26 protein-coding genes and 1 pseudogene are annotated in these 24394 nt (G+C 62.1%); 18 read left to right on the top strand and 9 right to left on the bottom strand.

What is annotated here, in order from left to right; all coding sequences use genetic code 11:
- Positions 1-234: 234 nt before the first annotated feature.
- The gene (locus NKH16_RS17745) at positions 235-1137 is read right to left on the bottom strand and encodes a LysR family transcriptional regulator (RefSeq protein ID WP_352747016.1); all 903 of its coding nucleotides are present in this window, start codon (positions 1135-1137) and stop codon (positions 235-237) included.
- Between the two features lie 103 nt (positions 1138-1240).
- Between NKH16_RS17745 and NKH16_RS17740 the strand changes: the two genes are divergently transcribed.
- On the top strand, positions 1241-2230 hold the full coding sequence (locus NKH16_RS17740) for a zinc-dependent alcohol dehydrogenase family protein (protein ID WP_352747018.1): 990 nt from the start codon (positions 1241-1243) through the stop codon (positions 2228-2230).
- 17 nt (positions 2231-2247) lie between these two features.
- Here NKH16_RS17740 and NKH16_RS17735 read toward each other — a convergent pair whose 3' ends face one another.
- Positions 2248-3150 carry a LysR substrate-binding domain-containing protein gene (locus NKH16_RS17735; RefSeq protein WP_023674388.1) on the bottom strand — a complete coding sequence of 301 codons (903 nt, stop codon included), beginning with the start codon at positions 3148-3150 and terminating at the stop codon, positions 2248-2250.
- Positions 3151-3242: 92 nt separating this feature from the next.
- Here NKH16_RS17735 and NKH16_RS17730 point away from each other — a divergent pair, with 92 nt between their 5' ends.
- From NKH16_RS17730 to NKH16_RS17705, 6 genes are all read left to right on the top strand, one after another.
- Positions 3243-4793: a trimethylamine methyltransferase family protein gene (locus NKH16_RS17730; RefSeq protein ID WP_352747021.1), complete on the top strand. Its 1551-nt coding sequence runs from the start codon at positions 3243-3245 to the stop codon at positions 4791-4793.
- A gap of 41 nt (positions 4794-4834) precedes the next feature.
- On the top strand, positions 4835-6484 hold the full coding sequence (locus NKH16_RS17725) for an ABC transporter substrate-binding protein (protein ID WP_352747024.1): 1650 nt from the start codon (positions 4835-4837) through the stop codon (positions 6482-6484).
- Positions 6485-6589: 105 nt separating this feature from the next.
- Positions 6590-7069: a DUF3828 domain-containing protein gene (locus tag NKH16_RS17720; protein ID WP_352747026.1), complete on the top strand. Its 480-nt coding sequence runs from the start codon at positions 6590-6592 to the stop codon at positions 7067-7069.
- 4 nt (positions 7070-7073) lie between these two features.
- Positions 7074-7631, top strand: a complete 558-nt coding sequence (locus NKH16_RS17715; RefSeq protein WP_352747027.1) for a hypothetical protein — start codon at positions 7074-7076, stop codon at positions 7629-7631.
- An 11-nt stretch (positions 7632-7642) separates the two neighbouring features.
- Positions 7643-8827, top strand: coding sequence for a mandelate racemase/muconate lactonizing enzyme family protein (locus NKH16_RS17710; RefSeq protein ID WP_352747030.1), 1185 nt, complete (start codon positions 7643-7645; stop codon positions 8825-8827).
- A gap of 110 nt (positions 8828-8937) precedes the next feature.
- Positions 8938-9723, top strand: a complete 786-nt coding sequence (locus NKH16_RS17705; RefSeq protein ID WP_352747032.1) for an alpha/beta hydrolase — start codon at positions 8938-8940, stop codon at positions 9721-9723.
- 14 nt (positions 9724-9737) lie between these two features.
- On the opposite strand, the gene queF is transcribed toward NKH16_RS17705, so the two are convergent.
- Positions 9738-10199 carry a preQ(1) synthase gene (gene queF / locus NKH16_RS17700; RefSeq protein WP_352452275.1) on the bottom strand — a complete coding sequence of 154 codons (462 nt, stop codon included), beginning with the start codon at positions 10197-10199 and terminating at the stop codon, positions 9738-9740.
- Positions 10200-10313: 114 nt separating this feature from the next.
- Between queF and NKH16_RS17695 the strand changes: the two genes are divergently transcribed.
- Positions 10314-12359 carry an oxidoreductase gene (locus tag NKH16_RS17695; protein ID WP_352747034.1) on the top strand — a complete coding sequence of 682 codons (2046 nt, stop codon included), beginning with the start codon at positions 10314-10316 and terminating at the stop codon, positions 12357-12359.
- A gap of 140 nt (positions 12360-12499) precedes the next feature.
- On the opposite strand, the gene NKH16_RS17690 is transcribed toward NKH16_RS17695, so the two are convergent.
- Entirely contained in the window at positions 12500-12907 is a 408-nt protein-coding gene (locus tag NKH16_RS17690; protein ID WP_352747035.1) for a hypothetical protein, read from the bottom strand.
- 117 nt (positions 12908-13024) lie between these two features.
- Here NKH16_RS17690 and NKH16_RS17685 point away from each other — a divergent pair, with 117 nt between their 5' ends.
- Entirely contained in the window at positions 13025-13453 is a 429-nt protein-coding gene (locus NKH16_RS17685; protein WP_023674397.1) for a MarR family winged helix-turn-helix transcriptional regulator, read from the top strand.
- A 21-nt stretch (positions 13454-13474) separates the two neighbouring features.
- Here NKH16_RS17685 and NKH16_RS17680 read toward each other — a convergent pair whose 3' ends face one another.
- Together NKH16_RS17680 and NKH16_RS17675 are read right to left on the bottom strand one after the other, a co-directional pair.
- Complete coding sequence (locus tag NKH16_RS17680) at positions 13475-14098, bottom strand: EAL domain-containing protein (RefSeq protein ID WP_352747038.1); 624 nt, start codon at positions 14096-14098, stop codon at positions 13475-13477.
- A 91-nt stretch (positions 14099-14189) separates the two neighbouring features.
- A pseudogene (locus NKH16_RS17675) lies at positions 14190-14816 on the bottom strand (diguanylate cyclase domain-containing protein); the annotation flags it as partial.
- A gap of 997 nt (positions 14817-15813) precedes the next feature.
- Between NKH16_RS17675 and NKH16_RS17670 the strand changes: the two are divergent.
- The 3 genes from NKH16_RS17670 (at position 15814) to NKH16_RS17660 (ending at position 18760) form a co-directional block, all read left to right on the top strand.
- The gene (locus tag NKH16_RS17670; RefSeq protein WP_352747041.1) at positions 15814-17001 is read left to right on the top strand and encodes a glycine C-acetyltransferase; all 1188 of its coding nucleotides are present in this window, start codon (positions 15814-15816) and stop codon (positions 16999-17001) included.
- Between the two features lie 67 nt (positions 17002-17068).
- On the top strand, positions 17069-18103 hold the full coding sequence (gene tdh / locus NKH16_RS17665) for an L-threonine 3-dehydrogenase (protein WP_352747044.1): 1035 nt from the start codon (positions 17069-17071) through the stop codon (positions 18101-18103).
- 33 nt (positions 18104-18136) lie between these two features.
- Positions 18137-18760: a DUF4304 domain-containing protein gene (locus NKH16_RS17660; RefSeq protein ID WP_352747047.1), complete on the top strand. Its 624-nt coding sequence runs from the start codon at positions 18137-18139 to the stop codon at positions 18758-18760.
- A 32-nt stretch (positions 18761-18792) separates the two neighbouring features.
- Here NKH16_RS17660 and NKH16_RS17655 read toward each other — a convergent pair whose 3' ends face one another.
- Positions 18793-19230, bottom strand: a complete 438-nt coding sequence (locus NKH16_RS17655) for a MarR family winged helix-turn-helix transcriptional regulator (protein ID WP_352747050.1) — start codon at positions 19228-19230, stop codon at positions 18793-18795.
- A 153-nt stretch (positions 19231-19383) separates the two neighbouring features.
- Between NKH16_RS17655 and hmgA the strand changes: the two genes are divergently transcribed.
- From hmgA to NKH16_RS17625, 6 genes are read left to right on the top strand one after another with little or no spacing between them, the layout of a single operon-like run.
- Entirely contained in the window at positions 19384-20697 is a 1314-nt protein-coding gene (hmgA, locus tag NKH16_RS17650; protein WP_352747053.1) for a homogentisate 1,2-dioxygenase, read from the top strand.
- Positions 20698-20707: 10 nt separating this feature from the next.
- Positions 20708-21571 carry an MBL fold metallo-hydrolase gene (locus NKH16_RS17645; RefSeq protein WP_352747056.1) on the top strand — a complete coding sequence of 288 codons (864 nt, stop codon included), beginning with the start codon at positions 20708-20710 and terminating at the stop codon, positions 21569-21571.
- The gene (locus NKH16_RS17640; protein ID WP_352452265.1) at positions 21568-21909 is read left to right on the top strand and encodes a DUF7660 family protein; all 342 of its coding nucleotides are present in this window, start codon (positions 21568-21570) and stop codon (positions 21907-21909) included. Before NKH16_RS17645 ends, NKH16_RS17640 begins: the two co-directional genes overlap by 4 nt.
- 17 nt (positions 21910-21926) lie before the next feature.
- Positions 21927-22949 carry a fumarylacetoacetate hydrolase family protein gene (locus tag NKH16_RS17635; protein WP_352452264.1) on the top strand — a complete coding sequence of 341 codons (1023 nt, stop codon included), beginning with the start codon at positions 21927-21929 and terminating at the stop codon, positions 22947-22949.
- The gene (locus tag NKH16_RS17630; protein WP_352542354.1) at positions 22946-23239 is read left to right on the top strand and encodes a hypothetical protein; all 294 of its coding nucleotides are present in this window, start codon (positions 22946-22948) and stop codon (positions 23237-23239) included. Before NKH16_RS17635 ends, NKH16_RS17630 begins: the two co-directional genes overlap by 4 nt.
- Before the next feature lie 4 nt (positions 23240-23243).
- Positions 23244-23804, top strand: a complete 561-nt coding sequence (locus tag NKH16_RS17625; RefSeq protein WP_352747060.1) for a DinB family protein — start codon at positions 23244-23246, stop codon at positions 23802-23804.
- Here the strand turns inward: NKH16_RS17625 and NKH16_RS17620 are convergent.
- On the bottom strand, positions 23783-24157 hold the full coding sequence (locus tag NKH16_RS17620; protein ID WP_023674406.1) for a type II toxin-antitoxin system VapC family toxin: 375 nt from the start codon (positions 24155-24157) through the stop codon (positions 23783-23785). The genes NKH16_RS17625 and NKH16_RS17620 overlap by 22 nt on opposite strands.
- Entirely contained in the window at positions 24154-24381 is a 228-nt protein-coding gene (locus NKH16_RS17615) for a type II toxin-antitoxin system Phd/YefM family antitoxin (RefSeq protein WP_023674407.1), read from the bottom strand. Before NKH16_RS17615 ends, NKH16_RS17620 begins: the two co-directional genes overlap by 4 nt.
- Between the last annotated feature and the right edge of the window lie 13 nt (positions 24382-24394).

Here is a 24394-nt window from a genome sequence, read left to right as displayed (position 1 = left end):
TTCGAAACCTGACCATATAGTTTCGTGTTTCTACCACTGCGCCGCAGGTGCCGCCGCAGGCTTGATCGCGGACACCCTCGATGCGGATCTCGGGGGCACTGTCGCCCAATGCGGGGCGCGAGCGGATCGATAGCGGCGCTGCCGAGCCGATCGACGAAGCCTCGCCTCGAACGGCTTGCGCTTGCGTCGAGTCGTTCTCGAGGAAATCCACGCAGCCGACCGCGGCCGTGCACTTCAAGTCATGAGCTTGGGCAGCGCTGCCGACAGTGCATCGGCGGCAAGGCGGACTTTCATCGGCAGATGACGCGTCTGCAACCACAGGGCATGAACGTCGTAGAGAAACCGGGATTGTTCCGGCAATAGCAGGACAAGCGCGCCCACCTGGATGCGCTGGCGAACCAGCCAGTATGGCAGCCAGGCGAGCCCCATGCCGGCGGCCGCGGCATCGGCGATGGCATCGAGATCGTCGAGCCGTAATCTGCTGACGGGCCTGACCTCTGCCGCGGGCTGGCCGTTGCGCGGAAACAGCCACGGCTGAACGGCACGCCCGGAACGGCGGTAGATGATCGCGTGATGGCTGCCGAGGTCATCGATTTCATGTGGCTCGCCGTGCCGGTCGAGATAGGACGGCGACGCGCAGACGACCATGTGCTGGCGCGCGATGCGACGCGCCATTACCCCGGCCTGGTCCTCCAGGTCGCCCGTTCTAATGGCAAGATCGCAGCCGTCCTCTGCCAGATCGGCGATGGTGTCGCTGAACGACAGGTCAAGTTCCAGCGCCGGATATTGCTGCGCAAGCCCGAACAGGATCGGGGCAACGCAGCGCCGGCCGAAATGCACCGGCATGAGGACACGCAGTTTTCCGCGCGGTTCGGCAAGCTGGTCGGCGGCGAGTGCATCCGCGGCCTCCGCTTCGGCAAGCACCAACCGGCAGCGTTCATAATAGGCGCGCCCGAAATCGGTCAGGCTTTGGCGGCGCGTGGTCCGGTTGATGAGGCGCACGCTCAGGCGCTCCTCGAGAAACCGGACATGCTTGCCGACCATCGGCCCGGACAGATCGAGAGCCGCCGCCGCGGCTGCGAACGAGCCCAGGTCGACGGCTTTGACGAACACGGCCATGCTCGTAAGGCGATCCATATTCAAAACCCACAGTTTCTGCTGCTCTACTCAAGCGGCTATTTATCCGCCTGATGAGCGCTGGCATAGCTGATTCAGTTCAAATATTTTGGAGTTGTGACCGATGGCACGTGTCGTTCGCTTTCATGAGCTCGGTGGTCCCGAGGTCCTGCGCATCGAGAATGTTGACACGCCTGCGCCCGCGAGCGGTGAGATTCAGATCCGCGTCAAGGCGTTGGGTATAAACCGCGCCGAGGCGCTGCTGCGTTCGGGGACCTACATCCAGACCGCGCCGTTGCCTTCCGGTCTTGGGCTCGAGGCGGCGGGTATCGTCGAGATGGTCGGCGAAGGCGTGGACGGGTTTGCGCCTGGCGATGCCGTCAGCATCGTGCCGCCATTATCGATGGCCCGCTGGCCTGCCTATGGTGAGATTGCCACATATCCCGCCGAGCTCGTCGTCAAGCATCCACCATCGCTGAGTTGGGAAGAAGCCGCCGCAGCGTGGATGCAATATCTCACCGCCTACGGTGCGCTGATCGACATTGCCAAACTCGGCAGGGAGGACTTTGTTGTCATCACTGCGGCATCGAGCAGCGTCGGACTGGCGGCGATCCAGATCGCCAACATGGTTGGCGCGACCACGATCGCGGTCACACGGACGTCCGCCAAGAAGCGGGCTTTGCTTGAGTTCGGCGCGGCCCACGTCATCGCCTCGGCAGAGGAGGACCTGGAAGCCAGGCTGAAGCGAATCGCCGGCCCGGACGGCGTGCGCGTGGTGTTCGATGCCGTCGGCGGCCCGATTTTCAAGCCTCTGACGGCGGCGATGGCACCGGGTGGCATTCTCATCGAATATGGCGGCTTGAGCCTCGACCCGACACCCTTTCCACTACCTGCAGTGCTGGCAAAGACACTGACGATGCGCGGTTATCTCGTCCATGAGATCGTGCGCGATCCGGTCCGGCTGCAGGCCGCCAAGGCGTTCATCCTTGACGGACTGAGCTCGGGTTCGCTGAAGCCGGCAATCGCCAGAACCTTTCCGTTCGACCAGATCGTCGAGGCGCACCGCTATCTCGAATCGAACGAGCAATTCGGCAAGATCGTCGTGACCGTTTGACCGGGCATTTATCGGCCTCACGCCTGCGCCGCCAGCCAGTCCCGCACCTTGCGGGCGTTGTCGCTGAGTTCGCGGTTCTTCGACCAGATGACATGAAAGCCCTTGCCGGTCGTCATCGTGTGGCCGGTGACGCGCACCAGCAGCCCTGATGCCAGCAGCCGCTCGGCGAGGTGACCCCAGCCGAGCGCGATGCCTTGCCCTTCCATGACTGCCTGGATCACCAGCGCATAGTCGTTGATGCGCAAGCCGCGTCCGGCATCGGCGATGTCGACACCGGCCGAGGCGAACCATTCGTCCCAGCTCGCGGCCTCGCGAAACGGCTCTTCAAGATGGATAAGGCGGTGCGATTGAAGGTCCGCGACACGCTCCGGCAGCCCGAACCGTGCCACATAACTAACGCCGGCAACGGGGAATATCACCTCATCGGCCAGCGGCAGCGAATGATAATCCGGCCATTCCTTGGGCTCGCCGCCGCGCACGCCGAGCGGGATGTCTTCGGCGATGATGTCGAGATCGCGGTCGGCGGTCTGGATGCGCAGGTCGATGCCCGGCAATTCGTCGCGAAACTGCTGCAGGCGCGGCATCATCCAGAACGAGGCGAAGGCGGTCGAGGCGGCGAGCGTCACATGCGCACCGACGGCGATCTGGCGCAGATCCTCCGCCGACTTGCGAATGTGCGACAGGCCGAGCGAGACGTCGGCATGGAAGCGGTCGCCGGCCTCGGTCAGGCTGACTTGCCGGTGGCGGCGCTGGAAGAGTTTCGCGCCGAGCTGCTCTTCGAGCCCGCGGATCGCATAGGAGACGGCAGCCTGCGTCATGCCGAGCTCGCGCCCGGCGGCGGTAAAGCTCGACAGCCGCCCGGCGGCCTCGAAAACGATCAGGCTGCCGGCTGACGGCAGCAGGTGGCGCAAGCTTCGCATAAGCTGAGCTTATACAAGAGATCAGGATTTTCCAGCGTCACAGCCGCATTTTGTCTGGCTAGATTGGTCACCAACAGGAATATGGAGCCTTCATGAACGCACCGGCCGTTGAAGTGAGCGAACACACCAACCGCCGCAGCGGTGGCCGCCTGGGGCGCAAGGCGCTGCGGGGCGCGCCCATAGCGTCGTTTCCAACCCTGGTCCGCCAGATTCCCGTCTATCAGATGGTTCCGGACGAGGCGGTTGAGCTGATCCACCAGGAGTCGCTCTCCATCCTCGAAGAAGTGGGATGCGAGTTCCGCGACGATGAGGCGATCGCAATGTGGAAGGCGGCGGGCGCCGATGTCTCGGAGACAAGGGTCCGGATCGACCGCGCCCTGCTGATGGAGCTCATCTCGAAGGTCCCGTCGGAGTTCACGCTCAATGCGAGGAATCCCCAGCGTTCCGTACGTGTGGGTGGAAACAACTCCGTCTTCGTGCCGATGTACGGGGCGCCTTACGTGCGCGACCTCGACAACAACAGGCGCTACGGCACACTCGCCGACCTCAACAATTTCCACAAGCTCGCCTACATGGCGCCGGCGCTGCATTCGTCGAGCTCGATCATCTGCGAGCCGATGGAAATCGCGGTGCCGAAACGTCACCTCCACATCATCCATTCGGCGCTGAAGCACTCCGACAAGCCGTTCATGGGCATCGTGACCTCCAAGGATCGAGCCGAAGACACGATGGCGATGGCAGGCATCGTGTTCGGCGAGGACTATGTCCGCGACAACCCGGTCCTGGTGTCGATCACCAACTGCAATTCGCCGCTGGTGTGGGACGCCACCATGCTGGACGCGATGAAAGTCTATGCGCGCCACAACCAGCCGCTGATCCTCGCCCCCTTCGCCCTTTGCGGCGCCTCGACTTCGGCCTCTGCCGTCGGTGCGGTCGCGCAGGTCAATGCCGAAGCGCTGGCGGGCGTCGCGTTCACACAGCTCCTGCGTCCGGGTTCGCCGCAGATCTACGGACAGTTCATGGTGACGGTCGACATGAAGACCGGCGCTCCCATGGGCGGCACGCCGGAGGCGGCCCAGATGATGTATCTCATGGGCGCGCTGGCGCGGAAGTATCGTCTGCCGTGGCGCACGTCCGGTTTCCATGTCGGCTCGAAGCTGAACGACGCCCAGGCGGGCTACGAGGCGAACATGCTGATGCATGCCGCCATCCTTGCCGGCGCCAACTACATCTGGCACTCTGCCGGTTGGCTCGAGGCCGGCCTGACCTGCGGCTATTCGAAATTTGCCACCGACTGCGAGCAGCTTGTCGGCTGGTACAAATATGCTGGCGGGCTGCCATTCGACGATTTCAAGGAGGCTATGGCGGCTATCCGCGAGGTCGGACCACAGGGCCATTTCCTCGGCACCCAGCACACGCTTGAACATTTCGAGTCCGCCTTCTTCATACCGAGCATCATGGACTTCAATTCGTTCGAACAGTGGAAGGCGGAAGGAGCAAAGGACCACGACACCCGCGGCCGCGAGAAAGCGCGCAACATGCTCGCCGATTATGAGGAGCCGAAGCTCGATGAGGACATCGCCGATGGTCTCAAAGATTTGATTGCGCGGCGCGAGGAGAAACTGCCGGACAGCGTTAGTTGATCACGGGCGAAGACCCGATGCGAACCATAAGGGAGGAAAAAATGACACTCTTCAGAAGCAACGGCGATCGCGTACCGAGCGCCATCGAAGCAATGGCCAGCGAGGCGCGCGCCGGTCGCGTCGACCGGCGGGAGTTTCTGGCCCTGGCAAGCGCTTTCGGCGCATCGACGGCCCTTGCCTACGGCATGATTGGACTTGCCGTGCCGGAGCGGGCTTTGGCTGAAGAGCCGAAGAAAGGCGGAACGCTGCACGTTTCGATGTCGGTGAAGGCGCAAAAGGACACGCGCACCTACGACTGGGTGGAACTTGCGAACATTTCACGCTGCTGGCTCGAGCCGCTTGTCCGCTACACTCGCCAGTTCACATTCGAGCCGGTTCTGCTCGAAGGCTGGGAGGTCAACGACGACGCCACCGAATACGTGCTGCATGTGCGCAAGGGCATCGCCTGGAACAACGGCGATGCTTTCAACGCCGATGACGTGGCCTACAATCTGACGCGCTGGTGCGAGAAGGCTGCCGCCGGCAATTCGATGGCCGCGCGCGTCGGTGCGCTGATCGATGCAAAGACCGGCAAGGCCAGGGAAGGGGCGATCACCAAGGTCGACGACAACACGGTGAAGCTGAAGCTGAACGAACCGGACATCTCGCTGATCCCGAACTTCACCGACTATCCGGCGCTGGTGGTCCATCGCAACTTCGACGCCGACGGCGCCAATCCGATTGAGAAGCCGATTGGCACCGGGCCGTTCGAACTGGTGTCTTATGCGGTCGGCCAGAAAGCGGTCGTCAAGCGTCGTGAGAATGGCAAATGGTGGGGCGGTGAAGCGCTTCTCGACGGCGTCGAATTCATCGACTACGGAACCGATTTCAACGCCTCGATAAATGCATTCGACTCCGGCGAAATCGACCTCAACTTCGAGACGCCGGCCGACTTCATAGACATCCTCGACAAGATGGGGCTGGTCAAATCGGAGGTCGCGACAGCGACCACGCTCGTCGCCCGGACCAACATCACGAACAAGCCCTATGACGACAAGCGGGTTCGCAACGCCCTCCAGATGGCCGTCGACAACAAAGCGGTGCTCGAACTTGGCTACGCCGGGCGAGGCACTGTTGGTGAAAACCACCACGTCAGCCCGATTCATCCGGAATACTACGCGCTGCCCAAGAAGACACGCGACGCCGCGGGCGCCAGGAAGCTTATGGCCGATGCCGGGCAGGACGACTTCGAGCATGAACTGATCACCGTCGAGGACGATTGGCAAAAGAACACCGGCGACGCTATTGCCGGCCAGTTGCGCGATGCCGGGATCAAGGTGAAGCGCACCGTGCTGCCGGGGTCGACCTTCTGGAACGACTGGACGAAATACCCCTATTCGATGACCATCTGGTACATGCGCCCGCTTGGCGTACAGGTGTTGGCGCTCGGCTATCGCACCGGCGAGGCCTGGAACGAAACCGGCTACTCGAACCCTGATTTCGACGCCAAGCTCAAGCAGGCTCTTTCGCTCATCGACGTGGAAAAGCGCCGCGAGGTCATGAAGGACATCGAGCAGATCCTGCAGGATTCGGGCGTCATCATTCAGCCGTTTTGGCAGAAGCTGTTCAGCCACATGAATGAGAAGGTGAAGAACTACGGTGTCCACCAAACCTTCGAGATGGATCTCCAGGATGTCTGGCTGAACGCCTGAGTTGCCAGCAGACGAGACGTTGCAGGATTTCATGGACCGCAAGAAAGCCGACGGGCAAGATGCGTGGTACTGATAGCTTCCGTCAGTGAACAATCGGGGACACCCATGAAACTGCCACTTTTTGTTGCCGCGCTTTCGATGGCCGTGCCGGCGGCCGCGTTTGCCGGCCCTGCTGCCAACGCCGTGAAGTTCTTTTATGTCCCGTCGGTCAAATTCGAGGCCGATGCGCAATATCGCGACCGCTTCACCGCACCGGTGACGAAACTGTTCGAACTGAACGACAATGCCGCAAAGAACCATCCGGATGAAGTTCCCTGCATCGACTTCGCCCCTGGTCTCGATGCGCAGGACTATGACGAGAAGACCGTGGCCAAGACGCTGACGCTGGCCGAAACGCTGGATGGCGACAGCGCCGAGGTGACGGCGACGTTCAACCTTTTTCCGGAAGGCGATGATTCCAAACGCGAAATGGTCTGGTCGTTGAAGAAGATCGACGGCCATTGGAAGATCGCCGACATCACCTCGAAGACCAGCGGCTGGACCCTGAGTGCGCTCGAATGCCTTGCCGGGCAGTCGCCGGAGTGATGCCGTGCTCCGCTGCCGTCCCTGGGTTCTGGCGACTGCGTGCCTGCTGGCCGGATTGAGCAGCGCCGCCGCTCAGGGCCTGTTCGGCGCGCCGCCCGCAAACGCGCCGGCCGACAGTGCGGCACCTCCGCCGGCAGTTTCGCCGCCGGCAGAAGACGCGCCGGCCGCAGCCGTGCAGCCGGGCTCGCCGACCGCGGTGGTGAAGCCGTTCTACGAGCATGCCGGGCTCGAGGTCGATCCGGCTCAGCGGGGCCATTTCACCGACCCGGCAAAGTCGGTGCTCGACAAGAGCGATGCGCTCCGCAAGTCGGGGCAGGGCGAGTGCCTCGATCCCAACATGGCACTCGACAATTCCGAATACGACAAGGCGGAGATCGACAACAGCCTGAAGACCATCGAAGCGATCAAAGGCGACGAGGCCAAGGTCGTCGTCGCCTTCGTCGTCGCCGGCAACCCGCACCGGCTGGAGTGGAAATTCAGGAAAGTCGATGGCGACTGGAAGATATCCGACCTTCTCTCGGTGACCGGCGAATGGGCGCTCAGCCAATACCAGTGCGAGTGAGAACGGAACCGATGAAGATCACCAACATCCGCGTCACCCACGTCAACGTCCCGCTCGATGCTCCGTTCTGGTGGACGGCTGGTCTCTACGGCGGCGCCTCGAAATCGATCATCGAGGTCGAGACGGACGAAGGCGTGGTCGGACTGGGCGAGGCGCCATGGTGGCATTTCGGCGAGGTGATCAAGGCCGAGATCGCGCCGGCGCTGATTGGCGCCGATCCGCTCGACATCGCCGACTGCGAGGCGCGCTGTGTGCCGCCCTGGCAGATCACCGCCAACACCGGCGAGAACGCAGCCACGGTGGCGTTCGGCGCCGTCGAACTGGCGCTGTGGGATATAAGAGGCAAGGTCTTCGGCATGCCGCTCTACAAGCTGCTCGGCGGCGCGGTGCGCAAGGACATTCCGTTTTCGGAATATTTCGCCTTTCGCCCCGCTAAAGGCGGAGCCGGCGGCGAGATGACCGCCGAAGCGATCGTCGACTACTGTCTCGGCATGCGAGAACAGCACGGCTCGACGATCTTCGAGGGCAAGCTGATCATGGGCGATCCCGAGCTCGAGATCAGGACAGTGCGCATGCTGCGCGAGGCGCTTGGCGATAAAGCGCAGATCAAACTCGATTCCAACATGCAGTGGTCGCTGACCACAGCGCGCTGGGTGCTGCGCGAGATCGAGCCGTTCAACATCCGCAATTACGAGGATCCGGTCGCGACCTTCGACGAGATGGCTGCGCTGCGCCAGCATTCGCGCATTCCGTTCTCCACCCACATCCCGGATATCAGACGGGCAGTCGCGCTCGGTGCGCCGGATTACTTCGTCTGCAATTTCGCAGCACTCGGCGGATTGTCCAAAACTCTGAAATTCATCGCCGCCTGTGAGGCGATGGGCAAGGGGTTCTGGTGCTATTCGAACGATCTCGGCATCATGACATCGGCTTATCTGCACGTCGTAGCGGCGACGCCGTGGATCACGGAAGCGTCGCAGTCGCTGTTTCGCTGGCAGATCGGCGACGTCATCAAGGATGGCCCATTCCGTCAGATCGCCAACACGGTGCGTGTGCCGGAGGGTGACGGGCTGGGCGTCGAACTCGATCCGGCGGCAATGAAACGCTGGTCAGCGCACTTTGCCGAACACGGGCCGATGCACCATTTCAGCGACCCGAACAACCCCAGCCGCTACCGGCGGCTGCCGCTCAACTGATGCGAAGTGCACGTGACCGATCGATGAGAAGAGGTCCTGTCGTGGTTGCTTTATTCGCGGCGGTTTGCGTCCTGGCCTGCGCTGTCACCTGGGAGGCAGGAAGCCGCGCGGTGGCCCGCGTGCCTCAGCAAAGCTTCACGCTGCCTGTGGGGTTACCGGTGGAGCGCATCGTTCTGAAGCAGGAGGGCGCGCCCGACCTTGCCGGTTGGGTGGCGGATCGGCAGGACAGTTGCGGAACAATCGTGCTGTTACACGGACGCGGTTCAAACAAGCTGGCCATGGTTCCAAGAGCGAAGCTGCTTTTCGAAAGCGGCTACTCGATCGTGCTGTTCGATCTGTCGGGACATGGCGAAAGCGGCGGCGATATCAGAGGCTTTGGTTACATCGAACGGCAGGACGCCAGCCGCATCCTCGCCTTTGCGCGGCAACGCTTCGCCGGTCGCAAGGTGGCGGCCATCGGCTCGTCGCTCGGTGCGGCTGCTTTTGTATTTGGCGCTCAGCAGGAGCATGCCGATGCCTATGTCCTGGAGCAGATCTACGCGACTTTGCTGGAAACCACGGCGTTGCGAGCGCCCTTGCCTATGTTGCGCGACGTACAGGCGACCATCCTCTTGGCGCAGATGCAGCTCCGCCTTGGCTTCGGGGTAGATGATGTCAGGCCGGTCGATCGCATCGGCGAGATTCATCGGCCGATATTGCTGCTAGCAGGCAATTCGGATCCGTTTGTCGCTCGCAGCCAGACACTGGCGTTGAAAGATGCGGCAGGCGCTGACGCAAAGCTGGTCTGGTTCGACGGCGCGCGGCACGTTGATCTCTATCGCTATGACCAACAGCGGTACCGCGACGCCGTGATGCCTTTCCTGGGGACCAACCTGTGCCGGACCGGGATCAGGTGAGCCGCTCCGTCCGATTAGCCGCGCCCGCGATAGGGGGCGACGCCGGTGTCGGGCAGCCACACACCTTCCGGCGGCGCGCCGGTTTGCCAGAACACGTCGATCGGAATGCCGCCGCGCGGATACCAATAGCCGCCGATGCGCAACCACAATGGCTTGGTCGCGGCGATGATGCGGCGCCCGATCATGACGGTGCATTCTTCGTGGAAGGCGCCATGGTTGCGAAACGAGGTCATGAACAGCTTGAGCGACTTCGATTCCACCAGCAGCGCATCGGGTGCGTACTCGATGACGATATGGGCGAAGTCCGGCTGGCCGGTGACCGGGCAGAGCGAAGTGAATTCCGGGCAGGTGAAGCGAACGATGGCCGGCGGGCCGTCGCCGCGCGAAAACGGCACGGTTTCCAGGACTGCCGCTTCAGGGCTCTGTGGCGCCTCGACGTTGGTGCCGAGCTGGGTGAGGTTTTTCGTATCGGTCATGAGCAGGTTCCTTGCTGCATGTCGCCCAAAACTGCGCAGCGATTTTGGGACAGCGACATGCGTAAAAACAGAAATTTGCCGCTCATTAGCACAATTTGAAACAGCAGGAAGATGATGACTAGCAACGACCCGCTCCTCCAGCCCTATCAGCTCAAGCATCTGACGCTGAAGAACCGGGTGATGTCGACCAGCCATGAGCCGGCCTATTCCGAGGACGGCATGCCGAAGGAACGCTATCGGCTCTACCATGCCGAAAAGGCCAAGGGCGGCATGGCGCTGACCATGACCGCCGGTTCGGCGATCGTCTCGCGCGACAGCCCGGCCGCTTTTGGCAATCTGCATGTCTATGACGACCGCATCGTGCCGTGGCTCGCCGAGCTTACCGATGCCTGCCACGAGCACGATTGCAAGGTGATGATACAGATCACCCATCTCGGCCGCCGCACCGGTTGGAACAAGGCCGACTGGCTGCCCGTCCTGTCGGCTTCGCCGGTGCGCGAACCGGCCCATCGCGCCTTTCCCAAGACTATCGAGGACTGGGATATCGAGCGCATCGTCGCCGACTATGCGGCGGCCGCGCAGCGCTGCCAGGCTGCCGGCCTCGACGGCATCGAGTTCGAAGCCTACGGCCATCTGATGGACGGTTTCTGGTCGCCGGCCACCAACCAGCGCGACGACGATTTCGGCGGCTCGCTCGACAACCGGCTGCGCTTCACCGGAATGGTGCTCGACGCAGTGCGTGCCGCGGTCGGCGAAAAGTTCGTCGTCGGCATCCGCATGGTCGCCGACGAGGATTTCGAGAAAGGCCTGTCGAAACAGGAGGGCGTCGAAATCGCCAGGCGGCTGGCCGGCTCCGGCAAGGTCGATTTCCTCAACATCATCCGTGGCTCGATCGAGACCGATGCGGCGCTGACCAAGGTCATCCCGGTGACCGGCATGCGCTCGTCACCGCATCTCGACTTCGCAGGGGAGGTGAGAGCGGCGACGAAATTCCCGACCTTCCATGCGGCGCGGATTTCCGACGTCGCCACCGCGCGTCACGCCATCGCCACCGGCAAGCTCGACATGGTCGGCATGACGCGCGCCCACATTGCCGACCCGCATATCGTCAAAAAAGTGATGGAAGGCCGCGAGCACGAGATCCGCCCTTGCGTCGGCGCCACCTATTGCCTCGACCGCATTTATGAGGGCGGCGAGGCGCTGTGTATCCACAATGCGGCGACGGGCCGCGAGGCTGATATCCCGCATATTATTCCGAAAACCGAGGGACCGAAGCGGAAGGTGGTCGTCGTCGGCGCCGGCGCCGGCGGGCTGGAGGCAGCGCGCGTCGCCGCCGAGCGCGGGCACCAGGTGACGGTGCTGGAAGCATCGAGCCAGGCCGGCGGCCAGGTGCGGCTGGCAACGCAAAACCCGCGCCGCAAGGAATTGATCGGCATCATCGACTGGCGCCTGGCCGAACTCGACCGGCTGGGCGTCGAGATCCGCTACGACAAATGGGCGGAGACGGACGACGTGCTGGCGCTGTCGCCGGACGTGGTGGTGGTCGCCACCGGCGGCCTGCCGCAGAACCCGCCTCTGACGGCGGGCGACGATCTCGTCACCTCGAGCTGGGACATCATGGCCGGCAGCGTCAAGCCGGCCGAGAACGTGCTGCTCTATGACGACAACGGCGGCCACCAGGGCATGGGTGCCGCCGAACTGATCGCCAATAGCGGCGCCAGGCTGGAGCTGGTTTCACCAGAGCGCTTCTTCGCCCCGGAAATGGGCGGCATGAATCATGTGCCCTACATGCGCGCCTTCCAGGAAAAGGGGGTCACGGTGACCATCAACACACGGCTACGTTCTGTGCGGCGCGAAGGCAACCAGCTGATCGCCGAGCTCGCCTCCGACTTCGCCGATGGCTGGCGCGGCGAGCGGCGCGTCGACCAGGTGGTGGTCGAGCACGGCACGCTGCCGCTCGACGATCTCTACCTGGCGCTGAAGCCGCTGTCGAAGAACGCCGGCGCGATCGATTACGAAAAACTGGTCAATGGCGGCGACATCTTTCCGGTGCGCAATCCGCAAGGCGGTTTCGTCGTCTTTCGCATCGGCGATGCAGTAGCCTCGCGCAACATCCACGCCGCAATCTATGACGGCATCAGGTTCGGCTTGCGGATCTGAGGAATATTTTGGATTGATTGGTGGCGCGCAGCCGAACCTCCGTACGGAGAGCCACCACGGTACTTTGGTCCGGTCTGCGCGCCGCGCACGCCGCCGCCTATCGCCGGGCACCGTACGATCTTGCGATTGCGGCAGGACGTTCAAAACATCCTGGCGGTGGCCATGCAGAACACGGTGATAACCAGCAGGCCGCCAGCGATGCGTTCGCCTTTTGTCATCTTGGCGCGCAATTGGGTTTGCTTCACCGCATCAGCGCCGGCCAACTGCCTGCTGGCGGAACCCACCAGCGCGCCCTGAACCCCGGCGGCGATTAACGCCGTCAAGATGCCCAGCGCCAAGACCTTCTCCATCGAGCCGAAAGAGTCGTTGTGGAAGAAATACCACAGCAGCAAGCCCGTGAGGAAAACCACGCCGGCTGCGCCCATTTGCGGCCGGAAGAAACGTTCCGCCCTGATCTCCGGTTCGCGGGCGACCGCGATGGTGGTGCCGGCCCAGAACACGCCCGCCATGACGTGAAGGCCGAGGACGATGATGTAGACATATTGCATGACCGCATTTCCTCTCTTGCCCACCGCTAGGCATATTGATAGATATCAAATGATTAGATGTCAACGCATAAGCTCGAGCCGGTTCCATAGGCTTTGCCCTTGTTCTAGTGTCGGATCATGACGCCCTTTGACCGCCCGCCGATCGGGATGAATCTCGCGCGCACCGCCAAGCTGGTTGCGCAGGCTTTCGACGCTGCCTTGGTCGAGGCAGGCGGCACGCTGCCGGTCTGGGTCACGTTGCTGTCGGTCAAGTCGCGGGAGCTGGCCAACCAACGCGAGCTCGCCGGCATGATCGGCATCCGGGGCGCAACGCTGACCCACCACCTCAACGCCATGGAGACGCAAGGCCTGCTGATGCGCCGCCGCGATCCCGAGAACCGCCGGGTTCACCAGGTGGAGCTGACCCAAGCCGGAGAAGCGCTGTTCCTGAAATTGCGCACCGCCGCGTTAGCCTTCGACAAGCGGCTGCGGAAAGGACTGTCCGACGACAGGCTGGCGGAGTTTGCACAGGTGCTGGCCGCGTTGCGGGCCAATGTCGAGGGTTAGAAATTAGGCTAGGAAACGGATCTACGCCCGGCAGCCCTGCAGCACTGTCAGCCTGGCCTTCTTGGGCGTTCGCGCCACCAGCCATTCGCGCACGCTGTCCGGCGGCATCGGGAAAGCGATGGAATAGCCTTGCACCTGGTCGCAGCCGATCTTCATCAGCGAGTCGAGCTCGGCTTCGGTTTCGGCGCCCTCGGCGACGATCGAGATGCCGAGACCGCGGGCGAGCTCGGTGAGGGCACGCACGATCTTGGTGTTGCCGCTGTTCTCGTTGATGTTCTGGACGAAACGGCGGTCGATCTTGAGCCGATCGATCTCGTTTGGATTGACATGGCTGAGCGATGCGTAGCCGGTGCCGAAATCATCGAGCTCAAGATGGATGCCGGCGGCGCGGATGTGCCGCAGCTTTGCCGCGATACCGGTCTTCTCGTCGTCGAGAATGACGGATTCGACGATCTCCAGCGATAGTTTGTGCGCTGGCAGGCCAGCCCTCTCCAGCATGTCTAACAGGAAGACTTCGAAATCTGTCTCGCGCAGCTCCGAGCCGGATACATTGACGGCGATCCGTCCGAAGGCGATGCCTGCGCGGTTCCATTCGGCTGCTTCGTTGATCGCCTTGGCAATGACGATGCGGCCGATCTCGGACATCAAGCCGCATTTTTCCGCGATCGGAAATGAACTCGCCCGGCGCGATCATGCCGCGCTCGGCGTGTCTCCAGCGAACCAGAGCCTCGATGCCGCTGATGGCGCCGTTCGACAGCGACACCTGCGGCTGGAAATAGACTTCGAACGCCTTCTCGGAGATGGCGGTCCTGATGTCGAGCTCGAGCTGCTTGCGATAATCGAGTTCGCGTCTCAGCTCCTCGGAGAAGAACGACAAGCTGCCGCCGCCCTGCTTCTTGGCGGAATACAGCGCCAGATCGGCATGGACGAGCAGGTCCTGAGCATTGTCGGCATCGATCGGGTAGACCGCAATCCCGGCACTTACGCCCGGATGGATCGTCGTGCCTCGAAAGACGATCGGCTTGTTGAGCTTGGTCAGGATGCGCCAGGCGACGGTATCTATGTCCTCGGTGCTGCCGGCACCGTTGAGAATCATGACGAATTCATCGCCGCCGAGCCGCACGTTGAGATCCGACGTACGGCACGAATCACGCATGCGCTGCGCAGCCGCCACCAGCACATAATCGCCGGCGGCGTGGCCGAACGTGTCGTTGATCTGCTTGAACCGGTCGAGATCGAACTGCACCACGGCAACCCGTTCACGCCGTCGCTGCGCGGCATTGATCAGCGTATCGAAATGCTCGGTCAGGAAGGTGCGGTTGTGCAGGCCGGTCAGCCCGTCATGCACGGCGATAAAGGCCATGGAATTGCGCGCATCGACCAGCTCGCGCGTCCTGCGCAGGATGGCATTCGACATTGGCCTGAAAATGAAAAGCGCCACCAGCACGATGACGCCGATGGTCGAGTAGAACAATGTGCGGTTAAGATCGAGAAGTGTTTCGGATCGCTGGTCTGCAAAGGCGCTGATGCGCTGGCCAAGTGCGGCATAGCCCGACAATGTTGCGTTGGCAACGGAAGCGTTCAGGTTGACGCGCTCCTCTCCGCCTTTGTAGCCACCATTGCCGGCCATGTTGAGCCGCGATTCGAATGACGAGATCAGGCGTTCGCCGTTGGCGATAAGCCCGACCGAGAAATAGTCGAGATGGTACGGCTTGGCGAAAAGCACGCTCTCGATCGATTTCGGATCGAACCTTGCCGGCGACGCCGGATCGGCGGCGGTCCGTTCGAGCAGCAGATCGTAGTTCTTCTCGAACTCCACCGTCGCTTGCTTGAGCGCGCTAACCAGGGCCGGCTGCTGGTCGCGTGAAGCGCTGCCTGTCGCGCCGGCGAGGAAGACGATGCGCTGCGACAGGGCTTTCTGTGTGCTGACGATATCGAGCAGCGCCTGATTGTGCCGTTGGGTAGACATCACCTGTTGCAGCAGGATGAAGGAGGCCACGACCATGGCGGCTATGATCAACAGAGCCAGCCAGTAGCCGGATTTGATCAGGAGTATGAGCCTGCCTGAAACGGCGTGCACCGGCTGCTGCGACATTTTCTGAGGCGGCCCTCTCGCCAACGAATTCTTGTGCGACAACCTTTGGCTTCAAAGTGTTAACAGGTTTGGGACGGCAGCAGGCCGGCGGCGGCGACCGCGGCGGGAAACCCGCAAAGTGGTTATTGCAATCTTTCGCGGCGCCTCCGCATTTGAACATCGTGGCCTCTGCCGTGCCATTGCCGCCACCGAAGCGGTCGCTTTTGCGATGGATTTTTCGTCCGCGCGGCGCGACAGTCCTCGTCGATCTCAACAGGGCCTGATCATGACCGAAGCATTCCTTTCCCACATCGACAGCGAGCTTGAAGGACTGAAATCGGCCGGCCTTTACAAATCCGAACGGGTGATAACCTCGACCCAATCGGCCGAGATCGAGGTCGGCGGCGAGAAGGTGCTGAATTTCTGCGCCAATAATTATCTCGGCCTCGCCGACAGCGCCGAACTGCGGAAAGCGGCCAAGCAGGCGCTTGACCGCTACGGCTACGGTATGGCGTCGGTGCGCTTTATCTGCGGCACGCAGGAAGAACACAAGCAGCTCGAGGCGACGATTTCTGGCTTCCTCGGCATGGAGGATACGATCCTCTACGGCTCCTGCTTCGACGCCAATGGCGGCCTGTTCGAGACGCTGCTCGGCGAGGAGGATGCGGTCATCTCCGATGCGCTGAACCACGCTTCGATCATCGACGGCGTGCGGCTGTCGAAGGCAAAGCGCTTCCGCTACGCCAACAACGACATGGCCGATCTGGAGGCGCGGTTGAAAGAGGCGCGCGACTGCCGGTTCCGGCTGATCGCCACCGACGGCGTGTTCTCTATGGATGGCATCATCGCCAATCTGAAGGGCGTCTGCGACCTCGCCGACAAATACGATGCGATGGTGATGGTCGACGACAGCCATGCAGTTGGTTTCGTCGGCAGGAATGGCCGCGGCTCGGCCGAACATTGCGGCGTCGAGGGCAGGGTGGACATCATCACCGGCACACTTGGCAAGGCGTTGGGTGGCGCGTCGGGCGGCTACACTTCGGGCAGGAAGCAGGTAGTCGACTGGCTGCGCCAGCGCTCGCGCCCCTATCTGTTCTCCAACACGCTGATGCCGGCGATCGCCGGCGCCTCGATTCGGGTGTTCGAACTGGTCCGCAATGGCGATGCGTTGCGTCAGCGCCTATATGCCAACGCAGCGCGGTTTCGCTCCGAGATGGGCAGGCTCGGCTTTACACTGGCCGGCGCCGACCATCCGATCATCCCGGTGATGCTGGGCGACGCGACGCTGGCGCAGGAAATGGCGGCGCGGATGCTGAAGCGCGGTATCTATGTCATCGGCTTCTCTTTCCCGGTGGTGCCGAAGGGCCAGGCGCGCATCCGCACGCAGATGTCGGCCGCCCATTCCGGCGCTGACATCGATCGTGCGGTTGAGGCGTTCGCCGCAGTCGGTCGCGAACTCGGCGTGATTTCCTGAGCGGCCGGGACCGAAAAGCGATTCCGGATCAAGAGATTCAAGCGACTAAGGTTCTGGGGACAAAAGAATGTCAAACATGATGAAGGCGCTGGTCAAGGCCAAGGCCGAGCCGGGCATCTGGATGGAAGAAGTGCCGGTGCCGGAAATCGGCCCAAACGATGTTCTGATCAAGATCAGGAAGACCGCGATCTGCGGCACCGACGTCCACATTTATAATTGGGACCAGTGGGCGCAGAAGACCGTGCCGGTGCCGATGGTGACCGGTCACGAGTTTGTCGGCACCGTCGCCGATTTCGGCGCGGCGGTGACCGAGTACAAGATCGGTCAGCGTGTTTCGGGCGAGGGCCATATAGTCTGCGGCCATTGCCGCAACTGCCGGGCGGGCAGGGGGCATCTGTGCCGCAACACGCTCGGCGTCGGCGTCAACCGGCCGGGCGCCTTTGGCGAATACCTTGCGATTCCACAGCACAACGTCGTGCCGATCCCCGACGACGTGCCGGACGAGATCGCGGCAATCTTCGATCCCTTAGGCAATGCCGTTCACACGGCATTGTCCTTTGACTTGGTTGGCGAGGACGTGCTGGTCACCGGCGCTGGGCCGATCGGCATCATGGGCGCACTGGTGGCGCAGTGCGTCGGCGCGCGAAAAGTGGTCATCACCGACATCAACCCGGTGCGCCTGGCACTGGCGAAAAAGCTCGGCGTCCAGCATGTCGTCGATGCGTCGAAGGAAAAGCTGCGCGACGTGATGCCGGCGCTCGGCATGGCCGAGGGTTTTGACGTCGGCCTCGAAATGTCGGGTGCCGCGCCGGCCTTCCGCGACATGATCGACACCATGAACAATGGCGGCAAGATTGCCATTCTCGGCATCGCGCCGACCGGCTTCGAGATCGACTGGAACAAGGTCATCTTCAAGATGCTGCATCTGAAAGGCATCTACGGCCGCGAGATGTTCGAGACCTGGTACAAGATGATCGCGCTGGTGCAAGGCCCGCTCGATGTCAGCGGCCTGATCACGCATCGCATCGGCATTGACGACTATATTTCCGGCTTCGAGGCGATGAAGAGCGGCAATTCCGGCAAGGTGGTGATGGATTGGTAGCGCCACGCCCATTGCTGTCATGTAGGGACCGAGATGGCGGATAACGAGCACGGACGTATCATTGCTTCGCAGGCAAGGATCGCATTGCAGCCTGCTGGATTTCGGCGGAAGGGTCAGTCGCGAACCTGGATTGCCGACCGTGGCTTCTGGCTAAGTGTTGTCGAGTTCCAACCCAGCTCTTGGTCGAAAGGCTCTTACCTGAATTTAGCGGTTCACTGGCTTTGGGGTTTGCCGCCATTCACATTGACGTTCGATCGCGTTGAGCGCGTTGGCTCCTTTGTTGAGTTCGAGAGCCCAGAGCAGTTTCTCCCCTTGGTAGGTCAAATGGCCAGGGAGGCAGTCGAAATCGATCAGGTTCACCGATCGATGTTCCCTTCCGTTCAGGCGGCGGCGACGATCCTCGTGAATGAATTGCAGCCCCGTGCATACGGCGAATGGGCAGCTCTCAATGCCGGGGTGGCGGCCGGCTTGGCTGGTGATTTTGAAACAGCGAGGCGGCTGTTTGAAAGCGTTCGAAGACACGCGGCTTCGCAAGCGCAGGTGCTCCTGACTTACATCGATGATCCTGTAGCATTTCGAAGCTATGTCAGAGGCATCATTGAAGCCGAACGCGCCTATTACGGTTTAGGAGCGTCGCCTGCCGCCCAAGCCATCTGATTTCTGCGACGGTCGAAGCTGAGGGAGGATTTTCAACCCAAGGTGAGTTTTGCCTCCAGCGCCGCTACCCCACCGACAATCGCCGCCCGCTCTTCCGCACCAAGCCTCTCCAGCAGCTCCCGCTCGAACTCCTTCGCCAGCGGCACCATCTCGCGATAGGCAGTAACGCCAGCCTTGGTCAGCGCCAGATGCTCGACACGGCGGTCCTTTTCGTCCGGCGTCCGGCTGAGCCAGCGCCGCCGTTCGAGTTCGGCGACCGCGCGCGAAACCTTGGTCTTGTGCATGGCCGATTGCTCGCCGAGCGCCGTCGCCGTCATCGTGCCGTGCTGTCCAAGCCCGGCGAGCGTGCGCCATTCGGGCCGCGTCAGGCCGTGGCGGTCCTTGTATATCCTTGAGAATTCGCGGCTGACGGCATCGGCGAGCCGATAGAGCCGGTAAGGCAGGAAGGATTCCAGTTCGAGGATTTCCATGGTTGGCCCTGACTGGCATGCTGGCGGCTCATGCCGAAATCACCGTTGATGGTTACATTTTCAATGGTTACAAATGAAACCGATATGGTCAACTTGGAGCATCTTTGCGGATGCGCAAACGATGCTCCGAGACCATGAATTCGGGAGGATTCCATGGCCTATTCCTACATGCCGGGTTTCGGGAATGACTTCGAGACCGAGACTTTGCCGGGCTCGCTGCCGCAAGGCCGAAACTCGCCGCAGCGGCCGGCCTACGGCCTCTATGCCGAGCAGCTTTCGGGCTCTCCTTTCACTGCGCCGCGCGGCACCAATGAGCGCTCCTGGCTTTATCGGATAAGGCCGAGCGTGAGGCACACCGGTCGCTTCAAAGCGGCGAATTATCCGCTTTGGAAAAGCGCGCCGAACGTCGGCGACCATCGGCTCGCACTCGGCCAGTATCGCTGGAGCCCGGTGCCGACGCCGAAGGAGCCGACCGATTTCATTGCCGGCATGCGCTCGATCACCACCGCCGGCGACGTGCTCGGCCAGACCGGCATGGCGGCACATGTCTATGTCGCCAACCGTTCGATGGTCGACGATCATTTCTTCAACGCCGACGGCGAGTTGCTGGTCGTGCCCCAGATTGGAGCCTTGCGCTTCGTCACCGAGATGGGTGTCATCCAACTCAGGCCGGGGGAGATCGCCGTGCTGCCGCGTGGTCTGGTGTTCAAGGTCGAACTGGTGGATCCGCAAGTGCGCGGCTATGTCTGCGAGAATTACGGCGCCAAGCTGACGCTGCCGGATCGCGGCCCGATCGGCGCCAACTGCCTGGCCAATCCGCGCGATTTCAAGACGCCCTGCGCCTGGTTCGAGGACAAGGACACGCCCTGTCGGCTGATCGCGAAATGGTGTGGCCAGTTCCATGTCACCGAAATCGACCATTCGCCGCTGGATGTGGTGGCGTGGCACGGCAATTATTCGCCCTACAAATATGATCTTGCGACCTTTTCGCCGGTCGGCGCAATCCTGTTCGACCACCCCGATCCGTCGATCTTCACCGTGCTGACCGCGCCGAGCGGCGAGGAAGGCACCGCCAATATCGATTTCGTCATCTTCCCGCCGCGCTGGCTTGTGGCGGAAAACACTTTCCGCCCGCCCTGGTATCACCGCAACATCATGAGCGAGTTCATGGGCCTGATTCATGGTCAGTACGATGCCAAGGAAGAGGGCTTCGTGCCCGGCGGCATCAGCCTGCACAACATGATGCTGGCTCACGGACCCGACGCGTCTGGCTTCGAAAAAGCCTCGCGAGCGGAGCTAAAACCGGTCAAGCTCGACAACACCATGGCCTTCATGTTCGAGACACGCTTTCCGCAAATGGTGACCCGCTATGGCGCCGAGCTCGAAACCCGACAGGACAATTACATCGACTGCTGGGCCGGCCTGAAGAAGCGCTTCAACGGCACGCCAGAGGGCGACTGGTCTTGAGCGCCGTCGCATGACGGATCGTCTGGTGCTTCTGGGTTCGAAGGGTGGCCCGGCGCTGCGGCCGGGCGGCCCGTGGCCGAGTTCGTCGCTGCTGGAGATTGGCGGCCGCACCATCGTCGTCGATTGCGGGCTGGGCGTAACGCGCGGGCTGACCGATGCCGGCATCAGCCTGAAGGCGCTCGACCTGATCTTCATCACGCATTTGCACTCCGACCATGTTCTGGAACTCGGACCGTTGATCCACACCGCCTGGACCGCCGGCCTGGCGGCGCCCGTCACTTTGTTCGGCCCGCCCGGCATCGGCCATTATTGGCAGCGCTTTTGCCAGGCGATGGAATTCGACATCGAGATCCGCATCGCCGACGAAGGCCGGCCGGATATCCGCGACCTGGTTTCGATCGTCGAGTTTGGTGAAGGCCAGGTGGCGGAAGAGCGCGGTCTCAAAATATCGGCGCTGCGCGTCGACCACCCGCCGGTGACGGATTGCTTTGCGCTGCGCTTCGATCATGCGGGGCAAGGCATCGTCTTTTCATCGGATACGGCGTTCTTTCCGCCATTGGCGGATTTCGCCGAGGGCGCCGACGTCCTGGTCCACGAGGCCATGCTGGAAAAGGGTATCGAGCGGCTGGTCGCGAAGACCGGCAACGGCGCAAGGCTGAGGGAACACCTGCTTGCCAGCCACAGCTTTGCCGAGGAAGCGGGCCGCATCGCCTGTGATGCAGGCGTCAAAAGACTGGTCCTCAACCACCTCATTCCCGCCGACGATCCCGAGATCGGCGAGGCCGACTGGATTGCCGCCGTCAGGAAAACATGGGCCGGCGACTTGACGATCGCCCGCGACGGCCTTGTTGTGGGGCTTGGGAGTGAGACGTGACCAACGACAAGCTTTGGGAAGAGGTGCGGAAATCCGAGGAGACATCCTGGGCGCAGCTCTCCTTGTTTCTCGATCGGGTGGAAGACTTGCCGTCTTTCGTCCGGTTCGTCGATGCGTTGAGGAGGGATCGGGAAGACGCCGACCGCAGGGAGATTGCGAAGCCCGGACCATCCGATCCCGGCTGGAATGGGTGGCAAAATGGCTCGATCAGCACCTTTCTCGAATCGGCGGTCGCCTGGTTCGAAGCCCATGGGCAGGGCAATCCGGCGTTTCTAGCGGATGAAAATCCTTGGAAAGCCGCGGCCAGAATTATCTACGCCGGCAAATACTACGAATAAACGCATTGGGAGGACGCATGAAGCTTGCCACATTGAAGGATGGGACGCGCGACGGAAAGCTCGTCGTCGTCTCGCGCGACCTGACGCGGTTTACCGATGCTTCGTTCCTGGTGCGGACGCTGCAGGCCGCGCTCGACGACTGGCATCGCATCGCGCCGCATCTCGCTGCGATGGCCGAATCGCTTGAGAATAATGCGGTGCCGTCTGCCCGCTTTCACGAACATGACGCCCTTTCGCCGCTGCCGCGCGCCTACCAATGGGCCGACGGCTCGGCCTATGTGAACCACGTCGAGCTGGTGCGAAAGGCGCGCGGCGCCGAGATGCCGGCAAGCTTCTGGACCGATCCGCTGATCTACCAGGGCGGCTCGGACTCCTTCCTCGCGCCGCGCGACCCGATCCGCATGGCCGACGAGGCCTTCGGCATCGACATGGAAGGCGAGGTCGCCATCATCACTGACGACGTGCCGATGGGCGCAAGCCTCGATGAGGCGCGGGCGGCGATCCGGCTGGTCATGCTGGTCAACGATGTAACGCTGCGCGGCCTGACCGGACCCGAGCTCGCCAAGGGGTTCGGCTTCTACCAGTCGAAACCGTCATCGGCCTTTTCGCCGGTTGCGGTGACGCCGGACGAGCTGGGCGATGCCTGGGACGGCGGCAAGGTCGCCCTGCCGCTGCTGGTCGATCTCAACGGCAAGCCGTTCGGCCGGGCAAACGCCGGCATCGACATGACCTTCGATTTTCCGGCGTTGATTGTTCATGCCGCAAAAACGCGGCCGCTGGCCGCCGGCACCATTATCGGTTCGGGCACCGTCTCCAACAAGCTCGACGGCGGGCCGGGCAAGCCTGTCTCGGCGGGGGGCGCCGGCTACTCCTGCATCGCCGAGTTGCGCATGATCGAGACCATCGAAACCGGCGAACCGAAAACGCCGTTCCTGCGCTTTGGCGATAGCGTGCGCATCGAGATGAAGGACAGGGGCGGGCATTCGATCTTCGGCGCCATCGAGCAGAAGGTCGAGAAGTACGAGGGGGCAAGAGCATGACGGGCGAGACATTCTATCTGCTGTGCGGTGTCTGGGCCCTTGTCATGCTGGCGATCTTCATCCTGGCGATCCGCCTGAGCTATCGCATCGAGGCGCGCTCGCCCGGCCTGACCAACCGCAGCGGCTTTCCGCGCAAGGCGATGATGTTTCACACCGTCACCAACACGAATGTCGCGCTGGACCAGGAAACGCAAGCCATGCGGCGGCGCATGATCGGGCTGCTGCTGACTGTTTTGGCTGGGTTTGCGCTTCTATGGGCGGGTGTGTCGCTATTCCGGGTCGCGCCGTGAAGTCATGGACCTGCTGAACCATTTTCGGCGCATGGCAGCCAACAATCTCTGGTCGAACGACCGGCTCTATCGTGCCGTGCTGCAGCTTGAGCCCGGCGAATTCGAGGTTGAAAGGATAAGCTTCTTCCCCTCGATCAAGGCAACGCTCAATCACATCCTGGCGGTCGATCACCTCTATCTCGATTTTCTCGAAGAGGGCGGCGTCGGCGCCGCCGCCCATGACGATTTTGTGCCGTTCAATGATGCCAAGGCGCTTTTTGTTGCACAGGCGGAGGCCGACCGGCGGCTGATCGCCTTTTGCGACCGCCTGTCGGCGGACGATCTCGAGCGCCGCGTCGTCACCGACCGGCGCGAGGACGGCATGGTACCGGAACGGATCGGCGACGTGCTCGCCCATCTCTTCATCCACGACATCCATCGTCGCGGCCAGGTGCACGCGATGCTGTCCGGCACCTCGGTGAAACCGCCGCAACTCGACGAGTGCTTGCTCGATTACGATGTGAAGTTGAGGAAAGCCGAAGTCGAGCGGCTGGAGCTGGATGATCAGGCCAACGCGACGTCGTAGGCTGAGAAATGTCGATCCGCAGTGACCACCGTCAGACCTTCAATTTGAGCCTGTGCGATGAGCAGACGGTCGAAGGGATCGCGATGATGGAACGGCAGATGCTCAAGCCTCGCTGCGTGTAGTTCATTCACACTGAGGATCGGAATGCCGTTCGATCGCAGGATTTCCACGATGTTGCCTGTGAGCGTGACTTTGCCGAGCGATTTCTTAATGGCGATCTCTGCTACCGAGACGGCGCTGACGACCACATCCTCGCCCGCAAGAAAGATGTCGCGATGGTGATCCGAAAGGCGTGAATCCGCGTTGAGTACCCAAAGCAGAATATGAGTATCCACCAGATATTGGCGGCTCATTTAATGTACTCGTCCCATTCGGGACCGAGTTCATCAAAATCATCCGGTATCCGAATTTGGCCTTTCAGGGCCCCAAAAAGGCCTTTGCTCCCGCCGGCCCGGGTGGGCGCGCTTAAGGTCGCCACCACCTCTCCATGCCGCGTCAGATGGATCTCTTCGCCGGCCTGGGCACGTTTCACCAACTCAGAGAGTTGGGCCTTCGCTTTTGCCATCGGAACATTCATGGTCAGACCTCTT

It is taken from the genome of Mesorhizobium sp. M1307 (genome assembly GCF_040318155.1).
In the GTDB taxonomy this organism is placed as follows: Bacteria; Pseudomonadota; Alphaproteobacteria; order Rhizobiales; family Rhizobiaceae; genus Mesorhizobium.
This window is presented reverse-complemented; position numbering and strand designations above follow the sequence as displayed.